Here is a 16067-nt window from a genome sequence, read left to right as displayed (position 1 = left end):
TAAAACCAAACTTGAACATGAAAAGATTATTTACAGCCTTATTGTTAGCATTATTTACTATCACATTCTTTGCCTCATGCACTGAAGAGGAGATCACTCCCAATAATAATGTGGACCACACCAGCGGAGATGGTTCAGTAATTCGCGAAACTGGTGGATTCTAAAACATATCAACAGAACTAAAAGAATATCGAACATGAAAAAGAAAATATTAATACTCACATCTATATTAGCTATTGCAGCTTCATTTGCTTTCATCCCTGTAAACAAAATAAATAACAGAAAAAAATTAGAAGAAAAATCAACCCCAACTAAGACTCAAGAACCTGTAGGAGGATTCACAATGAGCGACACGACTCAATTCTAATTCCAGATCTAGTTCGATATTCATTAGGATCCCGTTGTTCATAAAAACATTTTGCAATAAAAATTTGTTATACAATGGGTTACCTAATAATATTTAAAGCAATACATAGGAGAATCATTTAACAGACGTACTCTTATCAAATAAGGTTACCTTTGTTTCTCTACGAGTATATACCTAATTATATATACTTATAAACAGACCTTACATATCCACTATTGAAGTTTCTTAATTATTAATATAACTAAGAAAACAATTCACCATTTTATACGTTTAAGGTACTTACCCGCATTTCAACTGTTCATTTTGGCATTTCATCGACCAAACAACACTTCTGAGAGCACCTCATTAATCATTTAATTTTAACATAGCTATCACTATATTCTGCTATTAAATGATTAGCTTTGCAGCTCAATTTCAGTCTATGCAAAATATTAGAAACGTAGCTATTATAGCTCACGTTGACCACGGTAAAACTACTTTGGTTGACAAAATCATTCATGCTTCTAAAATCTTAAGAGATAACGAGGAAACAGATGACTTAATCCTTGATAACGAAGATCTTGAGAAAGAAAGAGGTATCACCATTGTATCTAAGAACGTTTCAGTAAGATATAATGATGTAAAGATTAACATTATTGACACTCCTGGTCACGCCGACTTTGGTGGTGAGGTAGAAAGGGTTTTGAAAATGGCCGATGGGGTAATTCTTCTTGTAGATGCCTTTGAAGGACCAATGCCTCAGACCCGATTCGTACTTGGTAAAGCACTTTCATTAGGCCTTAAGCCTATAGTAATTGTGAACAAGGTGGATAAAGAAAACTGTCGCCCAGACGAAGTTCACGAACAGGTATTCGATTTAATGTTCAACCTTGATGCTACTGAGGAGCAATTAGATTTCCCTACGCTATATGGTTCTTCTAAGCAAGGCTGGATGAATACAGACTGGAAAACTCCTACTGATAATATAATACCACTTTTAGATGCGATAGTGGAATTCATACCACCAGCTCCTCAAAATGAAGGTATTTTACAAATGCAGGTTACATCCCTTGACTTCTCTTCTTATGTAGGAAGAATTGCCATAGGAAGAATTAACCAGGGTACTGTAAAAGAAGGAGATACTGTAGGACTTACGAAAGCTGACGGATCTGTAAAAAGAGCCAAGGTAAAAGAAGTACATATATTTGAAGGCTTAGGTAAAAAACGTGTTACTGATGCCTCTTCCGGAGAAATTTGTGCGTTAGTAGGTATTGAAGATTTCGAACTGGGAGATACTGTTACCAGTCTGGAAAATCCACAACCACTGCCTCGTATAGCTATTGATGAGCCTACTATGAGTATGCTTTTCACTATAAACAACTCTCCTTTCTTCGGTAAAGAAGGTAAATTCGTTACTTCAAGACATTTGAGAGATCGTTTATATAAAGAAACTGAAAAGAACCTTGCTTTAAGAATAGAAGATACAACTTCTGAGGATCGTTTCAACGTATTTGGTCGTGGTATCCTTCACTTGTCTGTACTTATAGAAACTATGAGAAGAGAGGGTTATGAGCTACAAGTAGGTCAGCCGCAAGTGCTTTTCAAAGAAATAGATGGTGTAAAACACGAGCCAATTGAACACTTGGTAGTAGATGTACCTCAAGAAAGCTCTGGAAAAGTGATAGAGCTTGTAAGTGCCAAGAAAGGTGAAATGAAAATCATGGAGCCAAAAGGAGATTTACAGCACCTTGAGTTTGACATCCCTGCAAGAGGAATCATCGGTTTAAGAAATAACGTGCTTACAGCCACTGCTGGTGAAGCAATTATGACTCACCGATTCAAAGAATATGCTCCATTCAAAGGTGATATACCTGGAAGAATCAACGGATCTTTAATCTCAATGGAGTCAGGTCCTTCTACTGCATATTCTATAGATAAACTTCAGGATAGAGGTGTATTCTTCGTAGATCCAGGAGATGATTTATATATGGGACAGGTTATCGGCGAGCACTCAAGAGATAATGACCTGGTAGTTAATGTTCAAAAAGGAAAGAAATTAACTAACATGAGAGCATCAGGTTCTGATAACAATGCCAAGATTGCTCCTGCTAGAAAATTCTCTTTAGAAGAAGCCTTGGAATACATCCAAAAAGATGAATACCTAGAGGTAACTCCTAAGTCTATGAGAATGAGAAAGATCTATCTTGATGAGAACGAGAGAAAAAGAATGAGTAACAAAGAAAGTTAATCATTCAACAGATTAATATAAGAAAGGCCAACATTTGATGTTGGCCTTTTCTATTTTATGATTTCATTCTATCCACTATAATTTTGGCAGCATTATCAGAAGCCCTGCCGATGTCCAGCTTCTTTTTAATTTTCTGGTAATCACTCAGCATATTCTGCCTGTAATCAGAATCGTTGAGCACCCTATTGAGCTCCTTTTGAATAGACTGTGGATTCATTTCCTTTTGAATTAACTCTCTCACCACTTCCTTATCTGCAATGAGATTTACCAATGAAATATATGGCACCTTGATCAAACTCTTGGCAATAGCATATGACACACCACTTGTTTTATAAACAACAATCTGCGGCACTTCCCACATGGCTGTTTCTAATGTAGCTGTTCCTGATGTTACAATAGCAGCCTTAGCACCTGCAAGCAAGTCATAAGTAGACCCTTCAAAAAGCTGAACGTTAGGCTTATCCGCTATAACCGAGTATGAGTCTTCGGGCAGATTATTTACTGCAGCCACGGCAAATTTCATCTCAGGAAATGCATCTACAACCTTACTTAAAGTAGGTAAGATGGATTCTAACTCCTGCTTTCTACTACCTGGAAGTATGGCCACGTAATCGGTAATTCCATTAAGCTTATCCGCGCTGACCTGATGGCTCTTTACCGCATCCAGAACAGGGTTTCCTACATAGTCAACTTCCCAATCAAACTTCTTATAGAATTCCTTTTCAAAAGGCATAATGGTCATCATATGATCCACTCTGTCCTTAATTTTCCAGGCTCTTTTCTGATTCCAGGCCCATACTTTTGGTGAAATATAATAGTAGACTGGAATATTATGTTTCTTAGCGAATCCGGCAATTTTGAGATTAAAGCCTGCGTAATCTACCAGTATAATCGCATTAGGCTTGTAATCTAAAATCTCTTGTTTGCAACGCTTGAGATAGCCCTTGATGGTTCGAAGATTTTTAACCACCTCCAGGAAGCCCATAAAGGCTAAGTCTTTATAATGTACAGAAATTTCTGCCCCAGCCTCCTGCATATAATCCCCACCATAGCCTTTAAATTCAGCCTGAGAATCAAGCTGTTTTATGCTTTTGATGAGATTGCTGGAGTGTAAATCGCCAGATCGCTCTCCGGCTATGATATAGTACTTCATTAACGGCTAACCGTAGTATTCAACAAAATTTCGAGGTGTTTCATAAAGCTTTAGACAATGTAAAACCGCATTATCAGTAATCTGAGGCAGTTTACTTTCCAGTATTCTCCAGAACTCTATTACCAGATTCTCTGTACTCGCCATTTTACCCTGCATGAAATCAACGTCCATATTGAGGTTTTTATGATCTACCTTCTCAATAATTTGTTCCTTAATAAGAACACTAAGCTTCTTCAGGTCTACCACAAATCCTGTATCAGGATCAGGATCACCTTTTACGGTAACAATTAAATCAAAATTATGCCCATGCCAATTAGAATTAGCGCAAGGACCAAATACTTCCACGTTCTTTTCCTCAGTCCACTTTGGATTGTATAATTTATGCGCAGCGTTAAAATGTTCTTTCCTACTTACAAAAACCATGACCTTTTTCCTTCAAAGTGCAAATATACGAAAGAGGGAGTAAGATTTAAGGAACAGCATTTTATTATAACGTTGGGTTTGGGTTACTTTGCCAAAAAAGAAGAAGAATATGATTATCGTAACGGGTGCTGCAGGATTCATAGGAAGCCAACTTATACACAAACTCAACCAAGAGAATTTCAACTATATAATAGCTGTAGATAAGTTTGATAATGAGAAGAAGAACAAGAACCTTGAGGGCCTGAAGATTCAGCAAAAAGTAGATAGAGACGACTTCATGAGCTGGCTTGATGTAAATCACGAAGAGGTTGAATTCTTCTTTCACATTGGAGCAAAAACAGACACCACATTATTCGATGTAGAGTTATTGGAGAGATTAAATACCAATTACACCAAAGAGGTGTGGAAAAGATGTGTAAAATATCAGATTCCTTTAGTTTACGCTTCTTCTGCAGCCACCTATGGTCTCGGCGAATATGGCTACGATGACGATGAATCTAACATTGATAAATTAAAACCTTTAAACCCTTACGGTCAATCTAAGCAAGATTTTGATGTATGGGCGCTGGATCAGGACGAAAAACCATTCTTTTGGGCTGGCTTAAAATTCTTCAATGTTTATGGGCCCAATGAGAACCATAAAGGACGTATGGCTTCCGTAATCTGGCATGCTTTCAATCAAATAAGTGACACCGGAGGTATGAGATTATTTAGGTCTCACAATCCTGAATATAAAGATGGCGAACAGCAAAGAGACTTTGTATATGTGAAAGATGTGTTAGATGTATGCATTTGGCTCATGCACCACAGAAAAGACTCGGGCATTTACAATCTCGGAAGTGGTAAGGCCAGAACTTTCCTGGATTTAACCAAAGCCGTATTCAAAGCCATGGATAAGGAAGAAAATATCAGTTTCATAGATACCCCAGAGGATATTAGAGATAAATATCAATATTTCACCGAAGCCAACATGGATAAACTTAAATCTATTGGCTATGGCAAAAAGTTTTATGAGCTAGAAGATGGGGTTGAGGATTATGTGAAGGGGTATTTGTTACTTAAATAAATTAAAATATTGAATTCTTTAAATAAAGAAAGCCCAAGCTTGAAACTTGGGCTTTCTTTATAACAATTAATAATAAAATATTATCTCCAACCTCCGTTCGAAGTGTTCACTCCATCTGCTTTAGCCTCAGTACCAAAGGTATAGTAAGGCTCAGCCACTTCTAAAGTTTGTAGTGTTTGTGCAGGTAATGGTAAATGTAAAGGCGTTCCTTTCTGCAACAAATCAAGCTTTCTCATTTCAAAGAACTGCAGCCCCATACCGGTAGTGTACATCTCCACATGTCTCTCATGGTGAATAGCCTGGATAAGGTCATCTTGAACAGGTTCTACATCCTCCATTTCACCTCTAGTTTTCCGGGTTCCTGAGTTAATTATATCCGCTGCAGCACTCAAGCTACCACCAGAATATACTAAAGCCTCAGCTCTCAACATATCATTTTCTGACAGCATAATTTCAGGTTTTAACCCTGTAGCATTCACATAAAAAGCATCATACCTCTTATGTCTGTAATTTGAATAATGATAATATCCTCTTGCGGCCTGAAACCAATTGGATGCAACATAAGCGAAATCGGTGTCCAATCTTTTATCGTCAGGATCAGTCGATTTAGCCGGGTGAGGAAAATCAGGATCATCATCCCAATGCTGAGGCTGAGATGCATCCATTAAATGAACTACATACATGTCTGTAATACCCCATCCATTATATGTTAAATAATCACCCGCCTCGTCATACCAGTTAACATAATTATCATTTAAAATATTAAAGTCACTGGTAATCCCAGCATCAGCATATTCTTTTACTTTAGACCAATCAACAGCCATTTTCTGAGCAGAGTTACGTGGAGTATATGACATAAACCTAGCTGCATATGTATTAATAAGCTTAACAAATTCAGTGCTACTCATATCGCCACTTTGCCCCAACCAATCAGCACTAATCGTAAAATCATTGCTCGATGCAAAGTCGATAGCGTCGTCTAAATAGGTCATTGCTGCCTCATGTATAGTTTCAAAACCTACAGCTGCTTCAAGATTACTTTCTACAGAGGTCTTTTCATCAATTAGAAAAGCTCTATCAAATACAAGTGCTAAATTTCCATAGGCCACACCTTGAATAAATTTACACCAGGCTCTAATCTTCATTTCATTATCACCTAAATCTAATTCACCATCCATTACAAATAAAATATTGGAAGAGGTGTTAATCGCACTATACATTCTATCGAAAAGAAGCTTAGTTGTACCTTTGTAGGAGTAGGCTGGAGTATTCACCCATGCATTATTTCTTGGCTCCCAGGACATATCTCTCATAGCCTGATTTCCCCAAGAACAAGAAATATTATCAGCCGCAGTCGCCAACATCATTTGAACACCGTCATATTCATGCATACCTGAATAAACATTCACATACAAACCTCCGGCAAGTGCTTCCACATCACTAGCATCAGACAACACTCTATAGCGATCAGGATCATTAGGGTTTTCATAGTCTAATGAAGTATCACAAGAAATAGTTAAGAGTATCAATATTGCGAAAATTGATACCTTTCTGAAATTTATATTTATCATTTTCAATTCTTTAAAATTCTAAGGTTAGAGAAGCTGCATAATTTCTAAAATTCGGATAAGCATAAGTACCGTCATAAGGCTGACGAACTGTACCAATTTCAGGATCATATCCAGAATAGTCAGAGAAAGTTAGAAGATTTCTTCCCACCAACTTAAATCTAACTGCCTTAAACGTTCCGTTAAGAAATCCGCTCAGAGAGGTTGTAGGAACAGAGTATCCCAGTGACAATTCTCTTAATTTAACGAAGCTAGCATCCTCAACCCAATAAGAATTAGGAGTGTTAACATCGTAGAAATTCACATAATAATCGTAAGCTTTCTTTTCGCTGTCAGGCACACCGCTCATATCCATAATTCCGTTACGCAAATCTCTTGTTACCCACTGACCTTTAGAATTATATACATCACCGCCTGCTTTTATATCAAACAAAAAGTAAAGAGTAAATCCTTTATAGGTCAATGTGTTGGCAATACCCATATTAAAATCAGCCACTCCATCTCCAATTTTTGTGTATAATGGATTTCCTTCTTCATCCAAAACCTTAATGGCTTGCTCACCTGGGGTACCTATACTTCCCGCCGGCACAACGTAACCATCAGAATTAACCTCATAATCTTCAATAGTAGATCCTTCCGGTAACTGTTGAGCCATTTGCTCTAAAGAACGAACCCAAGTATAACCATACATTGAACCATAGGTCTCACCTTCTCTTACATAAAATATAGATTGCGCCCCACCATCAGTATCTCCAAATACGTAAGGTGCGATTGGCAGTTCAGTAATTTTTTGTCTCACCCTAGAAAATACAATATTAGAGTTCCAGGTGAAATCAGACTTATTTACCCAATTCCCTCCAAGAGACATCTCAAATGTATTGGATTCAACTGTTCCAGCATTTTGATACTGATATGCAAACCCTTCGTTAGTTGGAGCAAATAAAGGCACTCGTAAGAACTGATCCTCAGTAGTAGACTTTGCATATGATGCTTCAAAATTTATCTTATTGATGATTGATGCATTAAGACCGATCTCTCTTTCAGTGGTCACTGAAGGTTTTAAATCATAGTTCCCCACTTGCTCCTGAATAAAGCTACCACTGCTAACTCTATAAATTTCATATTGAAAATCAAAACCTGGTCTCATTCCAGCAGTACCATATGCAGCTCTAATCTTTAGCTCATTAATACCTGGTATCTCAACATCTTCCGTAATTCTGTAAGCACCTGATAAACGGTAATACGAATTCCATCTTGAATCTGGACCAAAAAGTGATGAACCGTCATATCTGAACATACCATCAAAAAGAAGTTTATCCCTCCAGTCTAACCCCAGGATAGCAAAATAATTTTGCGCCTTTTCTACAAACTCACCTGAAGAGGCATTACTTATATTACTAAAATTATCAAAATCCGGAGTGGCCTTATATGCATATTGACTAGCTGAGGCCTGAAAATTCTCATCATGGCGATCTTCAAATAAATAAGATAACTTTCCTTTCATGGTTAGATCTCCAACTTTACCATGCAGATTCAATGTTGCTTGCGAGTTTTTAGTAACTCGTTCTCTTGAGTATTTATTTAAAGACCCCTTAGTATAAGACATCCCAAAAGTTTCATCTGTTCCGCCAGTTGGCGTCCAGGTATCCGCAGGATTATTTAAGGTATATCTATAATTATAAATCTCAATAGATTGTGAAAGATCCAAATTAATCCAATCTGCGAATTCTATATTTGCCGCATAATTACCCATCCACCTGCGAGATTTATTATCTCTTTCAGCTTTATAAAGAGGGTAAAGAGGATTAACTGTTTCACCATTGAACTGATTCATCCTTAAATAATAAGGTTGTCCATCAGGATTTTCTGCCTCTAGATTAGCGTCAGGTTCAGCTAGTGCAATATTGAAAAATACTCCACCACCACTTCCTGGATAATTAGTCTCAGTATTGATAAACAGATTAGAAGTAGATAGCCTTAACCAAGGCTTAACATCTAAATCGTAATTTACTCTAAAGTTTTGTCTATCGTAACCATCAGTATTCATAATAATACCTTCTTGAGAGTTATTCTCAAAAGAAGCAAAGATGCTACTTTTGGTATTATTAGCCGCCACAGCCACATAGTTAGTATAATTCACCCCTATCCTAAAGAACATATCCTGTTGATCTCTAACGACGCCGTATTCATTATCCATATAATGATCGTCATCAATAGTTCTGTTACCAGCTATACCTGGATGCCATCCTGAATCCCTATATCCATCTGGATAAGTAACACCATCGTATTTAGTATATTGACCAACAAAATCCTGATAATCATCAGCTAGAGCATATGGATGATGTGTAGCAAGATCTAATGTTTTACCAATTTGTTGAACACCAACCTCATTTCTAAGTGTTACTCTAACATCGCCTTTTTTGAGACTTGAACCTCTTTTTGTAGTGATTGCTATCACACCATTACCTGCTCTTGATCCGTAGAGTGCAGAAGCAGATGCACCTTTTATAACTTCCATAGAGGCTACATCATCTGCATTGATGTCAGCCAAACTACCCACCATAATTTGACCATCGATAATTATCAATGGGTCGGAATCCACATTATTTAAGTTATTGTCAGCACGTAGTAGTATGTTAGAAGCGCCCCCAGGAGCACCACTAGGATTACTGATTCTCACACCAGCGACCTTACCTGTTAAAGATGTAGCTAGAGACATCCCGGTCACCGCATTAAGGCGATCCTCTCCTATCTTCGCAACAGAAACGGTCAGTTTTTCTCTGGGTGTTGCTCCAGCCACACCAGAAATAATAACTTCACTCAATTGCTGAACATCAGGTGACATCTGAACATTAATTGTTGTTCTTTCTCCAATCTCTATCTCTTCTGTTGAAAGACCAATAAATGAAAAAACCAACGTTTTCGAATTGGCAGGCACGCTTACGGAGTAATTACCGTCAATATCGGTAACCGCACCCAATGTAGTTCCTTTTAAAACTACGTTCACTCCTGGTAATGCACTACCATCTTCTAAAGACGTAACCTTACCTGAAATGGTACGATCTTGCGCTTGCAATGTTTGCATGAACATTACAAAGACAACCGTAAAGGTTAAAAGTAAAATCCTTCTCATTTGTTTTGTTTAAGTTAATAATTGATTTGTTAGGATCTCACAATATATATAATCCCCCAATTTGGGGTATTATTTTAACCTATTTTTTTATTGCAAACGTTTTCTCTACTTAATCATAGTTTAATTTTAAACTTCAATTATTAAAAGGTTCATATCAATATCACACCAGCCTTTATGTTAAAAAGACACATTCTATATAAGAAAAATTCTACTTGAAAATTTTTACAAATCCACCTCATCATACTCACTCATTTTATCAAAATAGAGGAATATATCACCTGATGTTTGTGTTTGGTAGGCTGGTTTGAAGCGGGCGCCCCATACTATTTCTTTGCATTTATAGGAGAATCTGGAATGTACTGTTTGGCTGAAAGTATCATCATATCCTTTGACCATTACTATCAGTTCGGCATTCATATCTACGAAGTCTTGATACTCCTTGCCATAGAAAGGACTCTCCTCATCTATAACATGAACAATAGTCCAATTTAGGGGAAAGAAAATGATGGAATTACGCTGTAATTTAAGGTCAACGAATGATCTTTTGGAGATACCCGTACCGTCTGAATTCTTTTCCACTATCACCAGAATCAAGGTAGCTTGCATTTCCATGAGATTACTGTTTCTCATATTTGCAATCCTAAACTGCAATGTCTTATATCCATTCTTACCCGGCGACACTAATGCTTTATCACTGTAGTGCAAATGAGCACTGGGCTTACTGAACCTACCATATAGCATACCTGTGATTAGTGCGAAGCACATCCATCCGATGACAGCTTCTAGAACTGCAAGAATATTAGCCAAGTGTCCCACTGGGTGCAGCACACCGTATCCCACTGTGGTAAATGTTTGAAAGCTAAAATAGTAAGCTTCTAGAAAGTTATTCAATCCTTTGGTGGTGGTAATACCCCCAAGCTGATCTATACCAATAAGAGCATAAATAGAGGCAAACAATGCATTAACCAGCAATAGAAAGGCAAATATGATAATAAAGAATCTTGTCCAGGACATTCTAATCAAAGACTGGTATACATTTCGCGTACTATAACCCAGCCCTTGTTTAATCACATTAAAAGAACCATCTCTATTGATAATTCTTTTAGAGTTTATAGTATACTGGGTACCTGTACCTGGATCTTCGGTTCTGGAAGAGTCAATCTTTGGCTTAAGCATTCTTTTCATTAAAATTTACAACAATAACCTACTTTTCACGTATAAAGGAGCAGATGTAGAACTCAACTGCATCAAAGGGTCAAATTAATACAACACATGGTCAAAACTAACTCACATGAACAACTCAAATTACAGAATTTACGACGACAAATTAAACTTGGTGTATGAGACTACAGCCAAGAAAGATGACTTAGAGCAAAACTCTAGATTACAATCCTTCCTCAACCGGAGCAAATTGTTTTTAAATATAGATAACATCAATTGTTACAGGATAGAACCGAAACTTCAATAAATAAAAAAGGAAAGCTAAATAGCTTTCCTTTTTTATTTATATCTAACTGTTTCCTATTAACAGAACTCCTTAAACACTTCTAATAAGTGATTACCTATCATTTCTGCATTTCTACCTTCAATGTGGTGTCTTTCAATGAAATGAACCAACTCACCATCTTTAAATAGAGCTATTGATGGAGAAGACGGAGGATAAGGTAAAGTGTATTCTCTAGCCTTAGCTACAGCGTCTTTATCCACTCCTGCGAATACAGTAGCTAATGAAGACGGTTTTTTGTCAGTTTGCTGAACAGCCCATTTCACCCCTGGTCTTGCCGCACCTGCCGCACATCCACATACTGAATTTATAACTAATAGGGTTGTGCCCTTGTGATCATTAAAATGATTATCAACCTCTTCTGAGGTCTTAAGCTCCTCGAAACCAACCTGAGTAAGATCGGTTCGCATAGGCGCTACTAACTCTTCTGGATACATACTTATATATTTATAATAATGATTTTATAAAAAACCTAGTTCTAACTTTGCTGCCTCAGACATCATATCCTGAGAATACGGAGGATCAAATGTAATTTCTACATTCACATCATTTACCCCTTCTATCTTTTTAATACTCGCCTCAACCTCTGCCGGTATAGACTCAGCTGCAGGACAGTTAGGAGACGTCAAAGTCATGAGGATATATACATTATTCACTGGATGTACACTGATTTCATAAATCAAGCCCAACTCGTATATATCAACCGGAATTTCCGGATCATAAACTGATTTCAAAGCATACATTACCTTATCTCTCAAGGTATCAGAAGCTTCTTTCAAATTTGTTTCTTCACTCATTGTCTACTATTTAAGCCTCAACTTTACTTTTTAAAGCAATTGCATATAATTTCATTTGCTTCATCATAGCTCCAAAACCATTGGATCTTTGAGTTCCTATGAATCTATCCATCCCAATTTCTTGAGGAAAATAAAGCTCAGCATTAATTATATCATCAGGTGTATTCCCTGACAGCACCCTTGTAAGTAAGCTTACAAGACCTTTGGTTATAGCAGTGTTGCTATCTGCGTTGTAAAAAATTTTATTACCCTCCAAATGAGCTGTTAGCCACACTTTAGATTGGCAACCTTTTACAATATTGTCTTCTGTTTTCTCTTCTTCCTTCATAGGTGGAAGTTTCTGACCAAGTTCCATAATATAAAAATTGGTCATTTCCATATCCCCATCAAGAATTGAAAACTCTTGAATTATATTATATTGTACTTCCTTAATTCCTTCAGCCATTACTTCATAAATTTCACTATACGGGTCAAGCCTTCTACCATTCTATCAATCTCTTCTCTTGTGTTATAGATCGCAAAAGAAGCCCTTACGGTACCTTCAATTCCCATGCTATCCATAAGCGGCTGCGTACAATGGTGTCCCGTTCTCACCGCAACCCCTCTGGCATCTAACATCTGACCAATATCAAATGGGTGGACACCATCTATTAAAAATGACTGTACACTTACCTTATGCTTAGCCGTACCTATTAGCCTCATTCCTTCGATGGTATTTAATCCATCTACGGTGTAAGCCAATAGATCAAGTTCGTGCGCTGCTATATTCTCCTTACCGAAACGTTTAATAAAATTGATCCCTTCTTTAAGAGCCACTATATCAGCTATGTTCGGTGTGCCAGCCTCAAACTTATACGGAATATCGTTGTATGTAGTTCCAGAGAAACTAACATCTTTTATCATTTCTCCCCCACCCTGATAAGGCGGCATCGATTCTAAAAGTTCACGCTTTCCATAAAGCGCACCTGCCCCAGTAGGGCCATAAAATTTATGTGATGATACTGCATAAAAGTCGCAGTCAAAGTCCTGAACATCAAGCTCAATATGCGCACTAGCCTGTGCCCCGTCTATTAAAACTTTTGCTCCAACTCCATGAGCTCCATTGATAATTCTTTTAATATCATTTATGGTACCCAGACTATTGGAAGCGTGGTTTACTGAAACAAATTTGGTCTTATCAGAAAGAAGGTTTTCGAAGGTTTCATAATCAAGCTCCCCGTTATCGAACACAGGAATAACTTTTATAATTGCACCTTTTTCTTCGGCTAATATCTGCCAAGGCACTATGTTAGAATGATGTTCCAAACCAGAGAGAATAATTTCATCTCCCGCTCCAATGAATTTTCTACCATAAGTAGCCACCACCAAATTAATAGAGTCGGTTGTTCCTTTGGTAAAAACAATCTCTTCCTTTTCTCTACTATTTAAAAACTGCTGAAGTACTACACGGGTATCTTCAAATGCCTTGGTAGCCTTTTCAGCGAGTGTATGGATACCTCTATGAATATTGGCATTATAACCTCTGTAATATTCATCCAGAGCATTAATTACCTGTATGGGTTTTTGGGTAGTAGCTGCATTATCGAAATAGGCTAAAGGCTTACCGTTAACCTCCTGATCAAGTACAGGAAATTCATTTCTTATAGCTTGAATATCAAGCACTTTCTTAGTTTCCTGGCTTATGTCAGTCATATTAAAAATCTTTATGCAACCTTTCTGATATTAATCCTTCCAAGTATTTTTTCAATGGTTCTATTTTCACACTTTCTAGCACCTCTGCTGCAAAAGCATACAATAATAAAACTCTGGCTCTCTCCTTACCTACCCCACGCGACTGCAAATAGAACAAAGCTTCTTCATCTAGCTGACCAGTGGTACAACCATGAGAGCACTTCACATCATCTGCCCATATTTCAAGCTGAGGCTTGGTATTTATAACCGCATCATTGCTAAGCAATATGTTCTTATTAGACTGGAAGGCATTAGTCTTCTGTGCTTCCTGTCTCACATAAACTTTACCATTAAAAACGCCATGAGATTGATCCTCTAGAATTCCCTTGTAAAGTTCATTGCTAAAGCAGTTAGGCTTTCTATGGTCTACTGCTGTGTGATTATCAACGTGAGTGTTACCGTTAAGTAGATAAAGGCCATACATGTGAGATTCACAGCCTTCTGCATCTACAGTAATATTCAAGTTATTTCTCACCAACGCTCCATTTAAGGTAAATGTATAGGCTGAGAAATAGCTTGATCTATCCTGCCAAACCTGAGTGGTTCCTACCTGATATGCAGAATCTTTATTGTTTTGGATCTTAAAAAAGTCGATATGAGCATTCTCATTCACTACAATTTCAGAAACGATATTTATAAAACTTGGCTTATCACCTGCAGTCTTGTAGATCTCCATGAAAGTAGCCTGGCTGTTTTTCCCAGCTACAAATAAGTTTCTTGGCTGAATATGCACCTCATTAGCTGAAGTATCATTAATGAAGTAAAGGGCAATTGGCTCTTCAACTATTTGCTTATCAGCTATTTTAATAAAAGAGCCATGCTCTGCTAGTGCAGTGTTCAAAGCCACGAATGCATCTTCTTTATAATCAGCATACTTCGCTAAGTACTCTGCCACATCTTCAGCATTCTCTTCTAATGCCTCTTTAAAGCTTTTTATAATTAGGTTTTCACTAATGATATTGCTGTATTCATCAGACAATATTCCATTAATAAAAACTAAAGTGTTCGTTTTCAGGTCTGGAATAAAGGCATCATTCACAAACTGATCTGATACACCATCAGTTGCGTTAGCTCCCTGTAAATCAAAGTTTTTGGTTAAAACCTTTTGGATAGGTGTATACTTATATTCTTCATTTTTTACACCTGGCAGTCCTAATGACTTAAAAGATTCAAGGGCCTCTTTTCTCACCTTATGAAAAGGCAAGGCTGAAGCACCATTAATTCTTGACTCAAGAGCTTCGAAATGATTTACAAATTTGCTTTCCAGACTTTCTTGTGTTATTTCACTCATGTAATTAAAATCTAGGCAGTGGTAGTATCTACTTCTTCTTTAATCCAATCATAACCTTTCTCCTCTAATTCAAGAGCAAGGTTTTTATCTCCACTTTTCACAATCTTACCTTTGTACAGTACGTGCACAAAATCTGGTACTATATAATCTAGCAATCTCTGATAATGCGTTACCACAATAGTAGAAGTCTCGCTAGTTTTTAGTTTATTAACTCCGTTGGCTACAATTCTTAGAGCATCTATATCAAGTCCTGAATCTGTTTCATCCAAGATAGATAACTTAGGCTCTAGCATTGCCATTTGGAAAATTTCGTTTCTTTTCTTCTCACCTCCAGAGAATCCTTCATTAAGTGCTCTGCTCAATAATGATTGGTCTATTTCCACCAATTTCATTTTCTCCTTCATCAAAGTAAGGAAGGAAACAGCATCTAAAGGCTCCTGCCCTCTATACTCACGAATTTGGTTAAGTGCAGTTTTTAAGAAGTTAGTAGTACTTACACCTGGTATTTCTACAGGATACTGAAATGCCAAGAAAACTCCTTCTCTAGCTCTATCTTCTGGAGAAAGATCTAACAAATCTTTACCAAGATACTCTACTTCGCCATCAGTAACTTCATATTCCTCTCTGCCCGCTAATACAGAAGCCAATGTACTTTTTCCAGAACCGTTAGGCCCCATAATAGCATGTACTTCACCAGGCTTAATCTCTAAGTTTATACCGTTTAGTATATCTTTTCCTTCTATTGATGCGTGTAAGTTCTTTATCTTAAGCATTCTACTAAGTATTGTGTTATTTTCTTTTTGATAT

General features: G+C 37.2%; 15 protein-coding genes. 4 read left to right on the top strand and 11 right to left on the bottom strand.

The window, feature by feature from the left end; translation table 11 throughout:
- Nucleotides 1-17: 17 nt before the first annotated feature.
- The 3 genes from LVD16_RS09730 (at nt 18) to typA (ending at nt 2594) form a co-directional block, all read left to right on the top strand.
- Entirely contained in the window at nt 18-164 is a 147-nt protein-coding gene (locus LVD16_RS09730) for a hypothetical protein (protein WP_233773744.1), read from the top strand.
- Nucleotides 165-196: 32 nt separating this feature from the next.
- Nucleotides 197-367: a hypothetical protein gene (locus LVD16_RS09725; RefSeq protein WP_233773743.1), complete on the top strand. Its 171-nt coding sequence runs from the start codon at nt 197-199 to the stop codon at nt 365-367.
- A gap of 421 nt (nt 368-788) precedes the next feature.
- Nucleotides 789-2594, top strand: a complete 1806-nt coding sequence (gene typA / locus LVD16_RS09720) for a translational GTPase TypA (RefSeq protein WP_233773742.1) — start codon at nt 789-791, stop codon at nt 2592-2594.
- Nucleotides 2595-2649: 55 nt separating this feature from the next.
- On the opposite strand, the gene lpxB is transcribed toward typA, so the two are convergent.
- Together lpxB and LVD16_RS09710 are read right to left on the bottom strand one after the other, a co-directional pair.
- The gene (gene lpxB, locus LVD16_RS09715) at nt 2650-3747 is read right to left on the bottom strand and encodes a lipid-A-disaccharide synthase (RefSeq protein WP_233773741.1); all 1098 of its coding nucleotides are present in this window, start codon (nt 3745-3747) and stop codon (nt 2650-2652) included.
- 6 nt (nt 3748-3753) lie between these two features.
- A complete protein-coding gene (locus LVD16_RS09710; RefSeq protein ID WP_233773740.1) occupies nt 3754-4170 on the bottom strand; it encodes a 6-pyruvoyl trahydropterin synthase family protein in 417 nt (138 codons plus the stop codon).
- A gap of 109 nt (nt 4171-4279) precedes the next feature.
- Between LVD16_RS09710 and rfaD the strand changes: the two genes are divergently transcribed.
- Entirely contained in the window at nt 4280-5236 is a 957-nt protein-coding gene (gene rfaD, locus LVD16_RS09705; protein ID WP_233773739.1) for an ADP-glyceromanno-heptose 6-epimerase, read from the top strand.
- An 80-nt stretch (nt 5237-5316) separates the two neighbouring features.
- On the opposite strand, the gene LVD16_RS09700 is transcribed toward rfaD, so the two are convergent.
- The 9 genes from LVD16_RS09700 to sufC all read right to left on the bottom strand — a co-directional run bounded on the left by LVD16_RS09700 (nt 5317) and on the right by sufC (nt 16033).
- A complete protein-coding gene (locus LVD16_RS09700) occupies nt 5317-6807 on the bottom strand; it encodes a hypothetical protein (RefSeq protein ID WP_233773738.1) in 1491 nt (496 codons plus the stop codon).
- 10 nt (nt 6808-6817) lie between these two features.
- On the bottom strand, nt 6818-9937 hold the full coding sequence (locus LVD16_RS09695) for a SusC/RagA family TonB-linked outer membrane protein (RefSeq protein WP_233773737.1): 3120 nt from the start codon (nt 9935-9937) through the stop codon (nt 6818-6820).
- A 222-nt stretch (nt 9938-10159) separates the two neighbouring features.
- Complete coding sequence (locus LVD16_RS09690) at nt 10160-11122, bottom strand: ion channel (protein WP_233773736.1); 963 nt, start codon at nt 11120-11122, stop codon at nt 10160-10162.
- Between the two features lie 339 nt (nt 11123-11461).
- Nucleotides 11462-11878 carry a BrxA/BrxB family bacilliredoxin gene (locus LVD16_RS09685; protein WP_233773735.1) on the bottom strand — a complete coding sequence of 139 codons (417 nt, stop codon included), beginning with the start codon at nt 11876-11878 and terminating at the stop codon, nt 11462-11464.
- A gap of 24 nt (nt 11879-11902) precedes the next feature.
- Nucleotides 11903-12238, bottom strand: coding sequence for an SUF system Fe-S cluster assembly protein (locus tag LVD16_RS09680; protein ID WP_233773734.1), 336 nt, complete (start codon nt 12236-12238; stop codon nt 11903-11905).
- Nucleotides 12239-12248: 10 nt separating this feature from the next.
- Entirely contained in the window at nt 12249-12683 is a 435-nt protein-coding gene (locus tag LVD16_RS09675; protein ID WP_233773733.1) for a SufE family protein, read from the bottom strand.
- Nucleotides 12683-13930 (bottom strand): aminotransferase class V-fold PLP-dependent enzyme, encoded by a 1248-nt coding sequence (locus LVD16_RS09670; RefSeq protein ID WP_233773732.1) that lies wholly within the window; start codon nt 13928-13930, stop codon nt 12683-12685. Before LVD16_RS09670 ends, LVD16_RS09675 begins: the two co-directional genes overlap by 1 nt.
- Before the next feature lies 1 nt (nt 13931).
- Nucleotides 13932-15260, bottom strand: a complete 1329-nt coding sequence (sufD, locus tag LVD16_RS09665; protein WP_233773731.1) for a Fe-S cluster assembly protein SufD — start codon at nt 15258-15260, stop codon at nt 13932-13934.
- Between the two features lie 11 nt (nt 15261-15271).
- Complete coding sequence (gene sufC / locus LVD16_RS09660; protein WP_233773730.1) at nt 15272-16033, bottom strand: Fe-S cluster assembly ATPase SufC; 762 nt, start codon at nt 16031-16033, stop codon at nt 15272-15274.
- Nucleotides 16034-16067 lie beyond the last annotated feature (34 nt).

The organism is Fulvivirga ligni (genome assembly GCF_021389935.1).
Lineage (GTDB): Bacteria > Bacteroidota > Bacteroidia > Cytophagales > Cyclobacteriaceae > Fulvivirga > Fulvivirga ligni.
The sequence above is the reverse complement of the archived record's forward strand: the minus strand, read 5'-3'. Positions and strand labels throughout refer to the sequence as shown.